The sequence below is a fragment of the Companilactobacillus pabuli genome, assembly GCF_014058425.1.
Lineage (GTDB): Bacteria > Bacillota > Bacilli > Lactobacillales > Lactobacillaceae > Companilactobacillus > Companilactobacillus pabuli.
This window is the reverse complement of the sequence record NZ_CP049366.1, coordinates 1,307,145-1,326,583: the sequence shown is the minus strand read 5'-3', so window position 1 is coordinate 1,326,583 and position 19,439 is coordinate 1,307,145. Positions and strand designations below refer to the sequence as shown.

The 19,439-nt window shown below is 36.9% G+C and carries 15 protein-coding genes; 14 read left to right on the top strand and 1 reads right to left on the bottom strand.

Going from position 1 to position 19,439, the window contains the following annotated elements; genetic code table 11:
- The first annotated feature begins 18 nt into the window (after positions 1-18).
- The 11 genes from rseP (at position 19) to ribF (ending at position 15,282) form a co-directional block, all read left to right on the top strand.
- Positions 19-1,287 carry an RIP metalloprotease RseP gene (rseP, locus tag G6534_RS06410; RefSeq protein WP_182082512.1) on the top strand — a complete coding sequence of 423 codons (1,269 nt, stop codon included), beginning with the start codon at positions 19-21 and terminating at the stop codon, positions 1,285-1,287.
- Positions 1,288-1,301: 14 nt separating this feature from the next.
- On the top strand, positions 1,302-3,011 hold the full coding sequence (locus G6534_RS06405) for a proline--tRNA ligase (protein ID WP_059073620.1): 1,710 nt from the start codon (positions 1,302-1,304) through the stop codon (positions 3,009-3,011).
- Positions 3,012-3,184: 173 nt separating this feature from the next.
- On the top strand, positions 3,185-7,483 hold the full coding sequence (locus tag G6534_RS06400) for a PolC-type DNA polymerase III (protein WP_182082511.1): 4,299 nt from the start codon (positions 3,185-3,187) through the stop codon (positions 7,481-7,483).
- A gap of 124 nt (positions 7,484-7,607) precedes the next feature.
- Positions 7,608-8,075 (top strand): ribosome maturation factor RimP, encoded by a 468-nt coding sequence (rimP, locus tag G6534_RS06395; protein WP_119317972.1) that lies wholly within the window; start codon positions 7,608-7,610, stop codon positions 8,073-8,075.
- Between the two features lie 10 nt (positions 8,076-8,085).
- Positions 8,086-9,303 carry a transcription termination factor NusA gene (gene nusA / locus G6534_RS06390; RefSeq protein WP_059073621.1) on the top strand — a complete coding sequence of 406 codons (1,218 nt, stop codon included), beginning with the start codon at positions 8,086-8,088 and terminating at the stop codon, positions 9,301-9,303.
- Between the two features lie 15 nt (positions 9,304-9,318).
- On the top strand, positions 9,319-9,627 hold the full coding sequence (gene rnpM, locus G6534_RS06385) for an RNase P modulator RnpM (protein WP_182082510.1): 309 nt from the start codon (positions 9,319-9,321) through the stop codon (positions 9,625-9,627).
- On the top strand, positions 9,627-9,923 hold the full coding sequence (locus G6534_RS06380) for a L7Ae/L30e/S12e/Gadd45 family ribosomal protein (RefSeq protein WP_057815008.1): 297 nt from the start codon (positions 9,627-9,629) through the stop codon (positions 9,921-9,923). Before rnpM ends, G6534_RS06380 begins: the two co-directional genes overlap by 1 nt.
- Positions 9,924-9,936: 13 nt before the next feature.
- Positions 9,937-12,792 carry a translation initiation factor IF-2 gene (gene infB, locus G6534_RS06375; protein WP_059073622.1) on the top strand — a complete coding sequence of 952 codons (2,856 nt, stop codon included), beginning with the start codon at positions 9,937-9,939 and terminating at the stop codon, positions 12,790-12,792.
- A gap of 167 nt (positions 12,793-12,959) precedes the next feature.
- Entirely contained in the window at positions 12,960-13,319 is a 360-nt protein-coding gene (gene rbfA / locus G6534_RS06370) for a 30S ribosome-binding factor RbfA (protein WP_010019505.1), read from the top strand.
- 109 nt (positions 13,320-13,428) lie between these two features.
- The gene (gene truB, locus G6534_RS06365) at positions 13,429-14,343 is read left to right on the top strand and encodes a tRNA pseudouridine(55) synthase TruB (protein WP_059073623.1); all 915 of its coding nucleotides are present in this window, start codon (positions 13,429-13,431) and stop codon (positions 14,341-14,343) included.
- A gap of 12 nt (positions 14,344-14,355) precedes the next feature.
- Positions 14,356-15,282, top strand: a complete 927-nt coding sequence (gene ribF, locus G6534_RS06360; protein ID WP_059073624.1) for a riboflavin biosynthesis protein RibF — start codon at positions 14,356-14,358, stop codon at positions 15,280-15,282.
- Positions 15,283-15,468: 186 nt separating this feature from the next.
- On the opposite strand, the gene G6534_RS06355 is transcribed toward ribF, so the two are convergent.
- Complete coding sequence (locus tag G6534_RS06355; RefSeq protein ID WP_152999947.1) at positions 15,469-15,651, bottom strand: hypothetical protein; 183 nt, start codon at positions 15,649-15,651, stop codon at positions 15,469-15,471.
- 172 nt (positions 15,652-15,823) lie between these two features.
- Between G6534_RS06355 and hrcA the strand changes: the two genes are divergently transcribed.
- From hrcA to dnaK, 3 genes are read left to right on the top strand one after another with little or no spacing between them, the layout of a single operon-like run.
- Positions 15,824-16,870 carry a heat-inducible transcriptional repressor HrcA gene (gene hrcA, locus G6534_RS06350; protein ID WP_119317979.1) on the top strand — a complete coding sequence of 349 codons (1,047 nt, stop codon included), beginning with the start codon at positions 15,824-15,826 and terminating at the stop codon, positions 16,868-16,870.
- A gap of 16 nt (positions 16,871-16,886) precedes the next feature.
- Positions 16,887-17,447, top strand: coding sequence for a nucleotide exchange factor GrpE (gene grpE, locus G6534_RS06345; RefSeq protein ID WP_182082509.1), 561 nt, complete (start codon positions 16,887-16,889; stop codon positions 17,445-17,447).
- Positions 17,448-17,482: 35 nt separating this feature from the next.
- Positions 17,483-19,348: a molecular chaperone DnaK gene (dnaK, locus tag G6534_RS06340; protein ID WP_059073626.1), complete on the top strand. Its 1,866-nt coding sequence runs from the start codon at positions 17,483-17,485 to the stop codon at positions 19,346-19,348.
- The last annotated feature ends 91 nt before the right edge of the window (positions 19,349-19,439 follow it).

Below are 19,439 nucleotides of genomic sequence, written 5' to 3'. Positions count from 1 at the left end.
TAGCTCGTGGAGGTTAAAATGACCGCGATAATTACATTTATAATCGTTTTTGGAATTTTGGTAATTGTTCATGAATTTGGACACTATTACGCTGCAAAAAAATCAGGAATCTTAGTTCGTGAGTTTTCTGTTGGTATGGGACCGAAAATCGTCGCTTACCGCAAAAATCATACGACCTATACTTTGAGACTGCTACCTTTGGGTGGTTATGTCCGCATGGCTGGTGCACAAGAAGATGATTCTGAAATTCAACCAGGAACGATGGCATCGTTAGTAATTAATGATGACGATAAAGTAACAAAAATTATAACTTCAAGTAAGGTTTATGATGCAAACGCGGTTCCAGTTCAAATCTCTAAAGCTGATCTTGTTGATGATTTAGTAATTGAAGGATACGAAAATGGTGATGAAACTGTCACTAAGAAGTATTCGGTTGATCATGATGCAACGATTGTTGAAGAGGATGGTACGGAAGTGCAGATTGCACCTCGTGACGTTCAATTGCAATCAGTTTCTGTCTGGAAGCGAATGATCACGAACTTTGCTGGTCCATTTAACAATTTTGTTTTAGCAATCGTGGCTGCAATTATTGCTGCCTTTATGATGGGATCAGTTGGGAATGGTTCTAATCAATTGGGTAGCATTCAAAAAGATTCAGTAGCTCAAAAAGCTGGTCTAAAGGCCAACGATAAAATTTTAAGTATTAACGGGAAGACAACTGCTTCTTGGACTGATTTATCAGAGAATATTCAAAATAGTCCTGGTAAAAAATTAACGATGAAAGTTCAATCCGGTAAAAAGATTGAAACAATCAAAGTAACGCCTAAGACAGTTAAATCTTCAGGTCAAAGTTATGGCTTGATCGGTATCATGCAAAAGACCGATTCTTCTGCCATGGCTAAAATCAAATATGGTTTCATTTATAGCTGGAGCACTTCTTTAACAATTTTCCACGCTTTAGGAAAGATGGTTTCAGGTGGGTTTAGCATTAATCAATTATCTGGTCCGGTAGGAATTTATTCGATGACTTCTAAAGTCGCCTCAACTGGTTTGATCAACATTATTTTCTTCACATCGATGCTGTCAATGAACTTAGGAATTGTCAATTTGATTCCAATTCCAGCGTTAGATGGTGGAAAAATCTTGTTAAATATTGTTGAAGCAATTAGAAGAAAACCAATTCCAGAACAATATGAAAATGTGATTACCTTAATTGGGGTCGGAATCTTAGTTCTATTAATGATTGCCGTAACCTGGAATGATATCCAGCGCTTCTTTATAAAATAGGGGGATAAAAGAACTTGAAACAGTCAAAATTATATATTCCAACATTAAAGCAAACTCCTTCAGATGCTGAAGCAATCAGTCATCAGTTGATGTTGCGTGCCGGTTATATCAGACAAGTCTCTGCCGGTGTTTATGCTTACTTGCCATTAGCTTGGTCAGTAATTCAAAAGATCGAAGGACTTATCAGAAAACAAATGAAGGACATCGATGCTGCTGAAATGCGTATGCCAGCTATTTTGCCAGCCGATCTTTGGAAGGAAAGTGGTCGTTACGCAACTTATGGTGACAATCTTTTCAAATTCAAAGACCGTCATGATCGTGATTTCATTCTTGGACCTACACACGAAGAAACTTTCACAAGTATCGTCAAAGAAGGTTTGAATAGTTACAAGAAGTTGCCAATTGCTATGTATCAAATTCAAATGAAGTATCGTGATGAAGACCGTCCTCGTAACGGTTTGCTGCGTGGTCGCGAATTTATCATGCAAGATGCTTATTCATTTACTTCTAACAAAGAACAACTTGATGTTATCTTCAATCAAATGGAACAAGCTTACCGCAATATTTTTGACGCTTGTGGTTTGAACTATCGTGTCATTATTGGTGATGCCGGTGCCATGGGTGGTACTGATTCTAAAGAATTCTCTGCCATTGCTGATATTGGTGAAGATACAATTGCTTATTCAGATGATTCAGATTACTCAGCTAACCTAGAAATGGCTGCAAGTAAGATGGATGAAAATCCTGTTGAGGATAAGAAAGAAATGGAAGAAGTCGACACACCAAACGTTCATACGATTGATGCTTTGGCTCAACTTCTTAAAGTCGACGCTTCAAGAATCATGAAGGCTGTAGCTTATATTGCTGATGAAAAACCAGTTATGGTCATGATCCGTGGTGACTACGACGTCAATGATGTTAAGTTGAAAAATTATTTAGGTGCTGATTTCTTACGTGAAGCAACTAATGAAGAAGTAACTGACGTGTTTGGCAGTGTTCCTGGTTTCATTGGACCTAAGGGTATCAAAGAAGACGTTAAAGTCCTATACGATAGCTCATTAGTTGGTTTGACAAACTTTGTTGTTGGACCTAACAAAGAGAATCGTCACTTTATCAATGCTAACTTTGAAGATATCACTGACGAAATGCCAGAATTTAGAGACCTCCGTGTTATCAAAGAAGGCGAAACATCACCAGATGGTCACGGTAAGATTCAATTTACTCGTGGTATTGAAATTGGTCACATCTTCAAACTAGGTACTAAATTCTCTAAAGCATTAGGTGCAAACTTCCTAGATGAAAATGGTAAGTCAAATCCTATCATCATGGGTAGTTACGGTATCGGTGTTTCAAGATTATTGACAGCTATCGTTGAACAACACAGCGATGAAAATGGTATCGTTTGGCCTGTAAGTTTGGCACCATACCAAGTTCACGTTGTTCCTATCAAGTACAACAATGACGTTCAAGGCAAATTAAGTGACGAAATTGTTGAATTGTTAGAAAATGAAGGCTATGACGTCTTGCTTGATGATCGTAAAGAACGTCCTGGTGTTAAGTTTGCTGACTCCGATTTGATTGGTACACCAATCAGAATCACTGTTGGTAAAAAAGCAGCTGACGAAATTGTTGAACTAAAGCTTAGAAGTACTGGCGAAACAATCGAAGTAAGTAAAGATGAATTAGTAAATTCAGTAAAAATATTGCTTAAGAATCAGAAATAGATTTTTTTAGTTAAGTATGGTTAGTGTAGGATTCCATCCTCCATAGCAAAGAAAATTTGGCTGGAACGTAGCGTCCACAAAGCCGAGCGGACGACGGCATACAGCAGTAACCTAACTTAGGAAAAATCATAAAATGAGGCTTAGGCCTTTTTTTATTTTTTGAAGGGTAGAATATGGCAGATACAAAACAACTTTTTGAAATACTAGTTAAGCAAATCAAGTTAGATCAATTATTAGAATCTAATGATTCATTTGCCGATGGTAAATTGAATAAATTGGAAGTTCATAAGAATAGTAAGCGTTGGACTTTTTATTTTGAGTTCAAAGATGTTTTGCCATTTAATGAATTTCTAACCTTTGTCAAAGCGTTAAAGGCTAGTTTTCAAGGTATTGCGCAGGTAAATTTTGAAATAAAAACTACCCACGCACAATTAAAACAAAAAGATATTACTGATTATTGGAATTATGTCTTGAATGATTGCAGTGTCGAATCACCAATGGTTTTGGACAAAATCAGTCAAACACCACCACATATGGAAAATGGTCAAGTTTTTTTGGACGTTTCCAATAGTTTCATGGCTGATATTGTTGATGGAAAATTGGTCAATGGCTTGCAGTCAGAATATAGTAGTCTAGGATTTCCTGATTTTCGAATCAGAGCCAATATCGATGAATCGAAGAATCAGGAAAAAGAAGCTGCAATGAAAGCCATGAGTGTGGAAAAGAACAAACAATTCCAAGCTAAGGCTAAAGAAGTCAGCGAGAAAAAAGCTGCTAAACCAACCAATGTGTCAAAAGTTGGACGCAAGATTCCCGATGATCAAGAAATTACACAAATGGTTGATATCGTTGAAGAAGAAAGAAACAAAGTTGTCGAGGGCTATGTTTTTGATATTGATGTCAGAAAACTGAAGTCAGGCCGTTCATTATTGATCTTGAAAGTTACTGACTATACATCATCATTTAGTATCAAGAAATTCTCAAATGGTGAAGATGATGAAAACTTCTTTAATTCCTTAGACAAGGGTGCTTGGATCAGAGTTCGTGGAAGTGTCCAAGAGGATAACTTCTCACGTGAATTAGTTATCATGGCAAATGATATTAATGTTATCAAACACCAACCAAGACAAGATACTGCTGAAGATGGCAATAAGCGAATTGAACTGCACGCCCACACGAATATGAGTCAAATGGATGCTATTCCTAGTGCAACGGATCTAATCAAACGTGCTAGTGACTGGGGACAAACTGGAATCGCCATAACAGATCATCATGCCTTACAAGCATTCCCTGAAGCTTTTAATGCAGGTAAAAAGTTCGGTGTCAAAATTGCCTATGGTGTTGAAATTGATTTAGTTGATGAAGGCAATCCAATTGCTTATAATCTTCGTGATCAAAAATTAGCTGGTTCTGAGTATGTGATTTTTGATACCGAAACAACTGGTTTATCAGCTGTGTATGATTCCATCATTGAAATTGGTGCTACTAAGATGAAAAATGGCGAAGTGATTGATCGATTTGATAAATTTATCAATCCTGGTCATCCATTATCTGAAGTAACAACGAATTTGACTAGTATCACGACCGAGATGGTTGAAAATGAACCTGATGAAACTGTAGTTGTCGGTGAATTCATGGACTTTATCGGTGATGATATTTTAGTTGGTCACAATGTTACTTTTGATATGGGCTTCATGAATGCAGCTCTGACGAGAATGGGTCGAGATCGTTTATCAATGCCCGTTATTGATACTTTGGAAATGTCACGAACATTGCATTCAGAATATCGTAATCATAAGTTGGATTCGTTGGCTAAACGTTACAATATTGTTTTGGAACATCACCATAGAGCGGATTCCGATGCTGAAACAACGGGTTATTTGATGTACAAATTGTTTGAAGAATTGGAAGACAAATTTGGAACTGATAACGTTGAGCAGTTAAATGACCATATTGGTGGTGATGAAGCATACAAACAAGCTCGTCCAAGTCATGCTATCTTGTTGGCTAAGACTCAAGCTGGTTTGAAGAATATGTTTAAGATTGTTTCTTATTCAATGACGCAATATTATTATCGAACAGCTCGTGTACCGAGAAGATTATTGAATAAATATCGTGAGGGTATTATCGTCGGTTCTGCTTGTGAAAATGGTGAAGTCTTCACTAGCATGATGCAAAAGGGTTATGACGATACTAGAGAACTTGCTCAATATTATGATTATCTGGAAGTTATGCCAAAGACTCTGTATCAACATTTGATTGATATTAAAATTATTAAAGACGAAGCAGCTCTTGAAGAAATTTTGAAGAATATTGTTAAATTGGGTAAAGAACTCAATAAACCTGTTGTTGCAACAGGAGATGTTCATTACTTAGATCCACACGATAAAGTTTACCGAGATATCGTGATCAAGGCTGTTAAGAGTAATGCTTTGGCTCGTCGACCAGAGTTGCCTGATGTGCAATTTAGAACTACTAATGAGATGTTTGATGAATTTAGTTATATGGACTCACAAACTCAACAAGAAATTATCGTTGATAATCCTAAGAAGATTATGGACTCAATTGATGAAATATCACCGGTCAAAGACAAACTTTATACGCCTAAGATGGATGGGGCTGAAGATGAAATCCGTAATTTGACCTTAAACAAGGCTCACGAATTGTACGGAGATCCTTTACCAGAAATCGTTCAGGAGCGAATGGACAAGGAATTAAAGAGTATCATCGGTAATGGATTCTCAGTTATTTACTTGATTTCACAACGTTTGGTTTATAAATCAAATAAAGATGGATATTTGGTAGGTTCTCGTGGTTCCGTTGGTTCAAGTTTCGTTGCGACAATGACGGGTATTACGGAAGTTAATCCTTTGCCTCCACATTATCGTTGTCCTAAATGTAAGTATTCCGAATTCTTTACTAAAGGTGAAGTTGGTTCTGGATACGATTTACCAGATAAGAAATGTCCTAAATGTGGAGCTGATCTTAAAAAAGATGGTCAAGATATTCCTTTCGAAACTTTCTTAGGTTTCAAGGGTGACAAGGTTCCGGATATTGATTTGAACTTCTCTGGTGATTATCAACCAGTAGCTCACAATTATACGAAAGTACTATTTGGTGAAGATCACGTATTTAGAGCCGGAACGATTGGTACGATTGCTGATCGAACTGCGTTTGGTTACGTAAAAAATTATGAGGAATTGACTGGTCAAAATCTTCGCAATGCTGAAGAAGAGCGCCTAGCTATGGGATCAACTGGTGTCAAAAGAACGACGGGTCAACATCCAGCTGGTATCATTGTTGTGCCAGACTACATGGATATTTTTGATTTCACGCCGATCCAATATCCAGCTGATGATCAAAATGCTGCTTGGAAGACAACTCACTTTGATTTCCATTCTATTCATGATAATATTTTGAAATTGGATATTCTGGGACATGATGATCCAACGATGATTCGTATGCTTCAAGATTTATCAGGCATTGATCCTAAGACTATTCCAGTCAAAGATCCTGGAGTTATGGAATTATTCAGTGGAACAAAATCTTTAGGTGTTACTCCTGAACAAATCTTCTCAAAGACTGGAACTTTGGGAGTGCCAGAATTTGGAACTCGTTTTGTTCGAGGAATGCTTGAAAAAACTCATCCAACGACTTTTGCTGAATTATTACAAATTTCTGGATTATCTCATGGGACTGATGTTTGGTTAGGTAATGCGGAAGAGTTGATTGACAAAGGTATTGTTACTTTGAAGGAAGTTATCGGTTGTCGTGATAATATCATGATGGATTTGATTCACTATGGTATGGATTCACAAATGGCCTTCCAGATTATGGAGCACGTTCGTAAGGGACGGGGGATTCCTGATGATTGGAAACAAGCTATGAAGGATGCTGATGTACCTGATTGGTATATTGACTCTTGTTTGAAGATCAAATACATGTTCCCTCGAGCTCACGCGACAGCCTATATTATTATGGCTTTACGAATTGCTTACTTTAAGGTACATTATCCACTTTATTATTACAGTGCTTACTTTACAGTTCGTGCCGATGACTTTGACTTGGTAGCGATGACGACAGGTAAAGATGCTGTCAAAGCTTCAATGAAAGCTATCAATGATAAGGGAATGGATGCTTCTACTAAAGAGAAGAATTTATTGACTGTTTTGGAGTTAGCTAATGAATGTTTGGAACGTGGTTTTAAGATTAAAATGGTCGATATTGAAAAGTCAGATGCTTTTGAATTTAAGATCATCGATGATAAGACACTTCTTGCACCATTCAATGCAATTCCTGGACTAGGTGACAACGTTGCTAAGCAAATCATTGCTGCACGTGAAGAACAACCTTTCTTATCTAAACAAGATTTAGGTACACGTGGTAAGGTTTCTAAGACTGTTATCGAATATATGACAGAAAATCATGTTTTAGATGGCATGCCAGATGAAAATCAGTTATCATTATTCTAGGTATGGTTGTTATAAGTTGATTTAATAACAAATATATGTTAAATTAACTACTAGTTAATTATTGATTAATGAGTGAGCAGAAATGCTCACTCTTTTTATTGCCGATTACTTTGGAGGAATGTCCTTGGATACAAAAGTTGAAGAATTAAAAGCCATTTTACAACCCATTTTGGAGCAACACGATTTCTTTTTAGTTGATTTAGAACTCGTGCATGAACATGGGGATTGGTATTTGAGAGTTTATGCAGATAAAAAAGGTGGAATCAGTATTGATGATTGTGCCGTTATTAGTGAGGAATACGGAGAAAAACTGGATGAATTGGATCCAATTGAACCAGCTTATTATCTAGAAGTTTCATCTCCTGGTGCAGAACGTCCATTAAAGAACGATGAAAGTCTAACTAATTACGTTGATGACTACGTTCATGTTTCTTTATACCAAAAAGTAAATGGTGAAAAAGCTTTTGAAGGAACACTTACAGAAGTAACAGACACAGAGATAACTTTGATCGTAAAAGTTAAGAATTTAAAGAAGCAAGTAGAAATTAGCCGCAAAAATATCGCTAAGATTCGTCTTGCAATCGAATTCTAAGGAGAAAATCATGAGTAAAGAAATGGTTGAAGCCCTCGATGCGCTTGAACGCGAAAAGGGTATCAAAAAAGAATACGTTATTGAATCATTAGAAGCTGCCTTAGTTGCGGCTTATAAGAGAAATTACAACCAAGCCCAAAACGTTGATGTTGAATTTGACGCTAAAAAGGGTAATATACATGTTTATGCGGTTAAAGAAGTTGTCGAAGACGTTGTTGATGATCGTCTTGAAGTAAGTCTTGAAGACGCTCAACAAAAGAGTAAAGGTTATGAAATTGGCGATCATATCAAAGAAGAAGTAACGCCAAAAGACTTTGGTAGAATTGCAGCGCAAACTGCTAAGCAAGTGATTATGCAACGTGTTCGTGAAGCTGAGCGTGATATCATTTATAATGAATACAGTCAGTATGAACACGAAATTATCCAAGGAACCGTCGAACGTAGTGACAGTAGATATGTTTACATCACTTATGGACGTATCGAAACAGTTATGCCTAAGGCTGATCAAATGCCTGGTGAAACATACAATTCTCGTGATAGAATTCGTGTTTATGTAACTAAAGTTGAAAATGCTACTAAAGGACCACAAGTGTTTGTTTCTAGAACCGATCCAGGTTTGGTCAAGAGATTATTTGAACAAGAAGTTCCTGAAATTTATGATGGAACTGTTGAAATCGTCTCAATTGCTCGTGAAGCTGGGGACAGAACTAAGATTGCTGTTAAGTCAGACAATCCAGATGTAGATCCTGTTGGTACTTGTGTTGGACCAAAAGGGTCACGTGTACAAGCAGTTGTTGATGAATTGAACGGTGAGAATATTGACGTTGTACCATATGTTGATGATCCGGTTGATTTCATTGCTAACGCCTTGAATCCAGCTGAAGTAATTGCGGTTCAATTCGATGAAACTGATAAGAAACAATGTATTGTAATCGTTCCTGATTACCACTTGTCACTAGCAATTGGTAAGAAGGGTCAAAATGCTCGTTTAGCTGCTAAGTTGACTGGTTATAAGATTGATATCAAACCAGAATCACAAGTTGAATTCGTTGATGATAACGACGAAGATGTTGATTTAGACGACATTGAGAGTGGTAAAATTGACATAGAAAAGACTCGTGAGAATGCTGCTAATGCAGACGACGCAAAGAATCCTGCTGCACAAGATGACGAAGATAATGATACAGACTCAGATGATGTAGATAGCGATTCTGATTCAGAAAACTAAAAAGGGGTGATGGATTTGGCAACTCGTAAGATACCTATGCGTAAAGATGTTTTGACAAACAAGATGTATCCAAAAAGAGAAATGGTAAGAATTGTCAAAGATAAAGAAGGCAATATTTCGATTGATCCTACTGGAAAGAAACCTGGCCGTGGGGCTTATGTAGGTCTAGATCCAGAAGCCGTTAAAAATGCTAAATCAGCAAAAGTTCTGGAAAAAGTATTTTCACATGCAGTTCCAGAAAATTTTTATGATGAACTATTTGATTTCGTTGATCACCAAAAGGCCCGTATGGATCTTTTTGGAGATTTAGGTAAGAAACATTAATGAAAAACTTTTTAAATTTCTTAGGTATTGCAGTTAGAGCTCGAAAATTTATTAGTGGAACTGAACTGACTATTAATGGAATGCGCAGTGGTGAGGTAAAACTCGTTATCATGGCGCAAGATTGTAGTGCTCGAACAAAAAAAGATTTGCACAATAAGGCAAGTTATTATAATGTACCTGTGATAGATACGATAAGTAGTGAAGAGTTAAAAACGGCTATTGGAAAAGACAGAAAAGTTATGGGAATAACAGATTTTGGATTTGCTAAAAGGTTAAAAGAACTTATGGACAATTAAGGAGAGTGATAGGATGGTCAAAAAAAGAATTTATACTATTGCAAAAGAAAATAGTGTTGAGAATCAAGTAGTACTAGATGCCGCTGCAAAATTGGGCATTGATGTGAAAAACCATATGTCATCAGTAGATGAAAGTGTAGAAAAGAAAATCGTTGGTAGCTTAAAGGGTGGTAAAAAACCAGTTAAAGCTCAACCAAAGAATCAAGCTAAAGCACAACCTAAGACTGATGAAAAACGCGAAGGTAGTAATCACAATTCAGGTGATCACAAAACTAAGATCAAGATTACTGCTGTAAGAAGAGATACTAATAAGGGTAAAGGTCATTTTGACCATCGTAACAATAATCACAACTCCAACAGTAATCGTCCAAACAGCAATAATAATAACTATCATCGTCCAAACAATGGTAACAATTCTCACAATTCAAACAATAATAATAGCAATAGAAACGATAACCGTAATTCACAAAATCGTGATAACCGTAATCGTAACAATGAAACACGTAACAACCGCAATGGCGAGAATCGTAACAATAATCGCAATCGCAACAATAACAACCGACGTGATCGTTCAAGTGTGCAAGGACAAGCTCCACGTCCAAGACAAAGTGCTGGTAACAAGTATCTAGAACAATTTAAGACCAACATCGCTGATGCTAGTCATATTCCTAGTCATCCAACTAGAAATCACAACAATCGTTCTAACAACAACCGCACTAACAATAGTGACAATGCTCATAGAAACAATCACCGTCCTAACAATAATAACGAGAATAACAATCGTTATAACAAGAATAACAACAACCATAATGTAAATAACCGTAACAACAATAATAATCGCAATAACCAAAATCAAAACAGAAGACCTAATAATAACAATAATGCTACTAAGGCTAACGAAAATCACAAGTCAACTGTAGCAAACGTTAATATTCCAAAGCCAGAATACAAGAAGCCAAAGCCAACTAACAATAATCGTGACTTTGGACACAAACAAAATCTTGCTAATCCATTTGGTAGTCGTAAGAAGAAGAAAGAGCGTAAACGTCAACAACAACGTCAACGTAATGAACCTAAGAAGCCAATGCCACAAAGAAAGGAACGTCCATTACCAGAAACACTTGTCTATACAGTTGGTATGAACGCTCAAGATATTGGTAAATTGATTCATAGAGAACCAGCAGAAATTGTTAAGAAACTATTTATGCTTGGAATTATGATCAACCAAAACAAGTCATTGGATAAAGATACAATTGAGTTGTTAGCTGAAGACTACGGTATTAAATCACAAGAAAAAGTTGAAGAAGATGTTGCTGATATTGACAAGTACTTTGATGCTGAAGTTAATACGACAGAAAATCTTGTTACACGCCCACCAGTAGTTACAATCATGGGTCACGTTGATCATGGTAAGACAACCTTGCTTGATCACTTGAGACATACACATGTTACTGCCGGCGAAGCAGGTGGTATCACTCAACATATTGGTGCTTATCAAGTTCGTCTAAAAGACAGATTGATTACCTTCTTGGATACACCAGGACATGCTGCCTTTACTAATATGCGTGCTCGTGGTGCTGATATTACTGATATCGTTATCTTAGTTGTTGCTGCTGATGATGGTGTTATGCCACAGACAGTTGAAGCTATCAACCATGCTAAGGCTGCAAATGACCCAATTATCGTAGCTATCAATAAGATCGATAAACCAGGTGCAAATCCACAACACGTAATCGAAGAATTAATGCAATATGACTTAGTTCCTGAAGATTATGGTGGGGATACTATCTTTGTTAATATTTCTGCTAAGATGGGTACAAATATTGATGAATTGCTAGAAATGGTTCTTCTAGAATCCGATGTTCTAGAATTAAAGGCTAACCCTAAACAAAAAGCTATCGGTACTGTTATCGAAGCTAAGTTGGACAAGGGTCGTGGACCAGTTGCTACATTGTTAGTTCAACAAGGTACATTACACGTTGGTGATCCAATTGTTGTTGGTAATACCTTTGGTCGTGTCAGAACTATGACTAACTACAATGGTAAAGAAATCAAGAGTGCTAAACCATCAGAGCCAGTTGAGATCACAGGTCTTAATGAAGTTCCAGAATCAGCCGACAAGTTCGTTGTCTTCGATGATGAAAAGACAGCTCGTGCTGCTGGTGAAGAACGTGCTAGTCGTGCTCTTCAAAAGGAACGTCAAAACACTAACCCTGTAACACTTGACAATTTGTTCGAAACAATGAAAGAAGGAGAACTTAAACAAGTCGACGTTATTATCAAAGCCGATGTTCAAGGTTCTGCTGAAGCCATTGCCGGAAGTTTGAAGAAGATTGAAGTTGAAGGCGTTCGTGTCAATATTATTCACTCTGCCGTTGGTGCTATTACTGAAAGTGATGTTAACTTAGCTGCTGCAAGTAATGCTATCATCATTGGATTTAATGTTCGTCCAACTGCTCAAGCTAAGGTTCAAGCTAAGGATGAAAATGTTGATATTCGTCTACACAGAGTTATTTACAAGGCTATCGACGAAGTTGAAGCTGCTATGAAGGGTATGTTGGAACCAGTTTACGAAGAAAAAGTTATTGGTAACTTATCCGTTCGTGAAACTTACAACGTATCTAAGATTGGTACTATCGCTGGTTGTTATGTCAACAGTGGTAAGATTCAACGTGATAGTGGCGTAAGACTTATCAGAGATGGTATCGTTATTACTGAAGGTAAACTAGCTTCTCTAAAACGTTTCAAAGATGACGTTAAGGAAGTTGGTTCAGGATTCGAATGTGGTATCACAATCGAAAACTATAACGATATTAAGATCGGTGACGAAATCGAAGTTTACGTTATGGAACAAGTTCCAGTTAAATAGTTAATTATCTAATAAAGTCGGAATGCTGTTGAAACATTCTGACTTTATTTTTTTGACAAATTATTAAGAAAAAAGAAATCTCGTAGTATTGTGATATAATCAAGCAGTGATGATTAAAAGATGACAAGTAAACTAGAGATAGTTTGAAAAATAATGGAGGTACAAGCATGGTAAAACATCGTATTGGTCGTGTTGAACAAGAAATTCAAAAAGAAGTCAACGACATTCTTCTTAAACGTGTACGTGATCCTAGAGTTCAAGGTGTTACAGTTACAGGTGTTGAAATGACCGGTGATTTGCAACAAGCAACGATTTATTACAGCATCCTTTCTGAAAAAGCTAGTGATGTTGAAAAAACTCAAGCAGGACTAGATAAGGCTAAAGGTTTGATTCGTCGTGAATTAGGTCAAAAGTTAACCCTTTATAAAGTTCCAGAACTTGAATTCAAGCAAGATCAATCAGTTCGTTACGGAGAAAAGATTGATAAATTGATTGCTAAGTTACACCAAGACGAAGCTAATCGTTAAAACTAACAGGTAAGAATATTTTTCTTGCCTGTTTTTTTGTGGAAAACTTTCTATTGTTAAGGAAGACTAGTAAAATTGTTAATGATATTACGAAAAATGGAGATTTGTTATGGACGGAGTAATTCCATTAAATAAAGAAATCGGACAAACTAGTTCGGATTATGTATATAAGTTAAGAAAAATTTTGCACACAAGAAAGATTGGTCACACAGGAACTTTGGATCCTTTAGTTGATGGGGTTTTACCTATCTGTGTTGGACAAGCAACTAAACTGGTCAATACTTTGACTGGTTCTCCTAAAGAATATGCCGGAGAAATCACTATTGGACGTTCAACGACTACAGAAGACCGTGAAGGTGAAACTGTTGAAGAAAAGAAATTGACAAAGCCATTCACTAGTGAAGAATTAGAGAAAACTTTTAATCAAATGACTGGTGATTTAAAGCAGATTCCACCAATGTTTTCAGCTGTTCGTGTGAATGGTAAGAAACTTTATGAATATGCTCGGGCCGGTATTGAAGTGGAGCGACCAGTTCGTCAGATTCATATTTGTAGTTTTTCAATGACCGCTGAACCAAGTTTTGACGAAACTACTGGTTATCAAACGATTAAATTTCACGTTAAATGTTCTAAAGGAACTTATGTCAGAACTCTAGCAGTGGAATTTGGTAAATTATTAGGATATCCTGCTTTTATGTCACAGTTGACTCGAGTAAAGAGTGCTGGTTTTCCAATCGAAGAAACCTTTACTTTAGGTCAGATCGAAGAAATGATGGAAAAAAATGATTATCGTTTTTTGAAGTCGATTGATGAAGTTTTACAAGATGTGCCTAGTTTAGAGTTGAATGATGAACAGTGGGATGTTCGTGTCAGTCACGGGGGATTCTTAGAAGAAAGTGACGTTGATTCGGACAAAACTAAAAAATTACGAGTACAAAGAGATGGCGTTACCAAGGCACTTTACAAGTATGATAAAGTTAGAAATATGTGGATTCCAGATTTGATGTTATTGAACAACAAGTAAAAGAGGGTAATTATGCAGATTATTAATGTTAAACATCCGCTAAAAAAAGAACAATTGCCGACTGAAGCAACAGTTTTGATCATGGGCTTTTTTGACGGGGTACATTTGGGACATCAAAAAGTTATCAAAACGGGTGTGAAATTGGCCAAAGAGCATAATTTGAAATCGATTCTCTTAACTTTTGATCGTTCACCTAGAACTGTTTATCAACATGAAACTAATTTTAAATATCTTTCAACGAGAAGTCGTAAAGCTCAATTGATCGAAGGACTAGGAGTGGATTATCTTTACTTTGTAAAATTCACGCCTGACTTTGCTCATCTCAAACCCCAAGAATTTGTAGATCAGTATATGATTGACCTCAAGGCTAAATATATTGTTGCAGGTTTTGACTATACTTATGGCAAAAAAGATGTTGCTAATATGGCTAATTTACCCAACTATTCAAAAGGTAATTTTGAAACCGTCATGGTGCCAGAACAATTGATCAATGATCAAAAAATTGGTTCAAGTGCTATTAAAGAATTCATTACAAATGACAAGATTGCCGAAGCAAATGAGTTTTTAGGCTACAATTATCAAAACCAAGGCAAAGTCATTCATGGTCTACAACGCGGGCGGACACTCGGCTATCCCACAGCCAATATAGCTGTCGATGGTGATCAAGTGATTCCTTCAATTGGTGTTTATGCTACTAAAATAAAAGTAGATGGGGTTTGGTACAATTCAATGACCTCAGTAGGTTACAATGTTACTTTCAAAGAAAACACTGGTATTACGATTGAATCCAATATTTTTGATTTTAATCGAGATATTTATGGAGAACCAGTAGTAATCGAGTGGGTCAAATATTTACGTGGCGAAGTGAAATTTGACGGAGCAGACGGTTTGATCAAGCAATTAGAATTAGATAAACGTAATTCCTTAAAAGTATTGTAAAAGGAGAACTTGAGGTGCAAATGGGTCTTTCTTGAGTTAGGTTACCGACTAGATAACATTTTTTATTACTTATTTCGTGTAATTCAAAAATAGCATCTACTTTAAATATAGTGCCCATGCTTACTTGCACACTATTATCTAAGTAGATGTTTTTAATTTATTGATATAAGAAATAAAATCACTGCTCTAGTCCGGAACAGCAAAGAAAATTGGCTCAGTAGTGAGGTTATTCTTAGCAACTTGTTGCTTAGAATAAGGCCGAGTTTTGAGATTTTGCGCACTTGGTTTATGCAAAAGCTCAAAATCGTGCCCACTACGTTCCAGCCAAATTTTCTTTGCTGTGGAGGACGGAATTTTATCGTTAACCAAAGAAAGAACCTGCAAACCAAGTAGTTCTCTTTTTCAACGTTGATAATAATAAAGGCTTTTATGAAATAATTATGAAAAATGAGCGTGCATACTTGACACTATAAGGATAGATTGTTATATTTTACATTGTTAGCACTCAGGTATGAATAGTGCTAAAAAGGAGGACGGTATAATGCTATCACAACGTCAAGATGCAATCTTGAGAGAAGTCGTGCGCATATTTACAGATACCGGCCAGCCGGTTGGGTCGAAGACATTGATGAATGAATTACCATTTCATGTAAGTTCTGCGACAATCAGAAACGAAATGGCTTTACTTGAAGAAGTTGGGTATCTCGAGAAGACTCATCTTTCTTCAGGTCGAATTCCTTCAGCAATGGGATATCGCTATTATCTTGATCATCTGGTGCAACCAACTAGTGTGCCACAAGATATTGCCCAAAGAATTGACGAAGACTTCGGTAAAACATATCATCAAATCGGTGATATTATCGAACAATCCGCCAAGATCTTATCTCATTTGACCAGCTACACCGCAATTACATTGGGACCAGAAAGTAGTTCGATCCGTTTGACTGGATTTAGAATTGTCCCTTTGAACGCACATCAGCTTATGGCAATCATTGTCACAAGTGATAATAATGTAGAAAATAATATTTATACTGTCGATGATGATTTTGATACTTCATTAATTGAAAAAATCGTCAACATCGTGAATGACAAATTGGTTGGACAACCCCTTAATAAAGTTCTCCAAATGCTTCATAGCGATGTCCCAGCAATTCTTTCCGAATATATGTATTCAACAGATGGTTTGTTGGATATGATGGATTCACTCTTTAAGAAGGCTGAATCAGAGAAGTATTATGTCGACGGTCAATTGAATCTTTTGAATTATGCTAATAGCGACGATATGTCGGAAGTTCAGTCATTGTTCTCGATTATTAATCAAAGCAATGATTTGAGAAAATTATTGGATCCATCAATTTTAGATGATGGAATCAAGGTTCGTTTAGGAAGCGAATTAGGTAGTGATGCACTGAAGAATTACAGTATTATCACTGCTAATTATGATGTTGGACATCACGGTAAAGGTGTCATTGCCTTACTTGGTCCAACGACGATGCACTACTCGCAATTGATTGGTTTGTTAGGCGAATTTAGAGTTGAGTTAGCAAAAAGATTAATTGATTATTATTCAAGGTATGATGATTCTTGAAATTTAGGAGGAAGTAATGGCAGATAAACAAAAAGATCAAGATTTGAAGACTGCTAAAGAGGAAGCTTCAAAAAATGATAAAAAGGCTGAAAAAAAGCCAGCCGAAAAAAAAGTTGATCCCAAAGATGCAAAAATTAAGGATCTAACAGCCAAGAATGCGGACTTGGAAGATAAGTTCTTAAGAAGCCAAGCTGAAATTCAAAATATGAATAATCGTCATAAAAAAGAAGTTGCTGGCATGCTTAAATATGACGGACAAAAGCTAGCTACTGAAATTCTTCCGGTTTTAGATAACTTGGAACGTGCTTTGAATGTTGAAGCTACCGATGACTCAAGTAAACAATTGAAAAAGGGTATCGAGATGGTTCAACAACACATGGTTAAAGCATTGGAAGACAATCATGTAAAAGCTATCGACAATGCAGGTGAGAAGTTTGATCCTGCAGTTGCTCAAGCTGTTCAAACTGTTCCCGCAGATGATGATCACAAAAAAGATACTGTTGTTCAAGTCCTACAAAAGGGATACAAACTTGAAGATCGTGTCTTACGTCCAGCAATGGTTGTCGTTGCACAATAATAAGTAAATAAAAAATTAAAAAGAGGTTTAGGTTTATGTCTAAAGTTATTGGTATTGATTTAGGTACTACAAACTCTGCTGTAGCCGTTTTGGAAGGCGGTTCTCCAAAGATTATTACAAACCCAGAAGGTGCAAGAACAACTCCTTCAGTTGTTGCATTTAAAGATGGTGAAATTCAAGTTGGTGAAGTTGCCAAGAGACAAGCTATCACAAACCCTGATACAGTTTCATCAATCAAGCGTCACATGGGTGAAGCAGGTTACAAAGTTACTGTAGCCGGCAAGTCATACACACCACAAGAAATTTCAGCTTTCATCTTACAACACATTAAGAAGTTCTCAGAAGACTACTTAGGTGAAAAAGTTACAGATGCTGTTATCACAGTTCCTGCATACTTCAATGATTCACAAAGACAAGCTACTAAGGATGCTGGTAAGATTGCTGGATTAAACGTTCAACGTATCGTTAACGAACCAACAGCTTCAGCACTTGCTTATGGTCTAGATAATGACAAAGGTGATGAAAAGATTCTTGTTTATGACCTTGGTGGTGGTACATTTGATGTTTCTGTACTTCAATTAGGTGACGGTGTCTTCGAAGTACTTTCAACAAATGGTGATACACACCTTGGTGGTGATGACTTTGACCAAAAGATCATCGACTGGTTAGTTGAACAATTCAAGGCTGAAAATGGTGTTGACTTGAGTCAAGACAAGATGGCTCTTCAAAGATTAAAGGATGCCGCTGAAAAAGCTAAGAAAGACTTATCAGGTGTTGCTCAAACATCAATCAGTCTTCCATTTATTTCATCAGGTGCTAATGGCCCACTTCACTTGGAAGAAACATTGACACGTGCTAAGTTCGATGAATTGACTTCAGACTTAGTTGAAAGAACAAAGATCCCTGTTGACAATGCTTTGAAGGATGCTAACTTGACTACTTCAGACATTGACAAGGTTATCTTAAATGGTGGTTCAACACGTATCCCTGCTGTTCAAGATGCTGTTGCTAAATGGACTGGCAAGGCTCCAGATCACTCAATCAACCCTGATGAAGCTGTTGCTTTAGGTGCTGCTATTCAAGGTGGTGTTATCTCTGGTGATGTTAAAGACGTTGTTCTACTAGATGTTACTCCACTATCACTTGGTATCGAAACTATGGGTGGTGTCTTCACTAAGTTGATCGATAGAAATACAACTATCCCAACAAGTAAGTCACAAGTATTCTCAACTGCTGCTGATAACCAAAGTGCTGTTGATATCCACGTTCTTCAAGGTGAACGTCCAATGGCTGCTGACAACAAGACCTTAGGTCGTTTCCAATTAACAGATATTCCTGCTGCACCTCGTGGTGTACCTCAAATCCAAGTTACATTCGATATTGATAAGAACGGTATCGTTAATGTATCTGCTAAGGATATGGGAACAAACAAGGAACAAAAGATTACTATCAAGAGTTCATCAGGTTTGAGCGATGAAGAAATCGACCAAATGATGAAAGAAGCTAAGGAACACGAAGAAGAAGATAACAAACGTAAGGAAGAAGTCGATGTTAAGAATGACGTTGAACAAACATTGTTCGCAACTGATAAGACTCTAAAAGACGTTAAGGGTAAAGTTTCTGACGATGAAATCAAGAAGGCCCAAGATGCTCGTGATGCTTTGAAGAAGGCTCAAGACTCAGGTAATCTTGAAGACATGAAGAAGAAACGTGACGATTTGAACAAGATTGTTCAAGACTTGTCTGTAAAACTTTATCAACAAGCTCAACAAGCACAACAACAAGCTGGTGGCGATAATGGTGCTACTGGTACAGGTTCAACTGATGGCAAGAAGTCAGGCGACGACAATACAGTTGACGGTGACTTTTCCGAAGTAGACCCTGATAAAGATAAGAAATAATAATTGTGATAAAGAGCAGTGGTTTAATTACTAAAACCAGTTATGGTATAGTAAGAACAATAACTGCTCTTTTGAGCGTTAAAAAGGAATA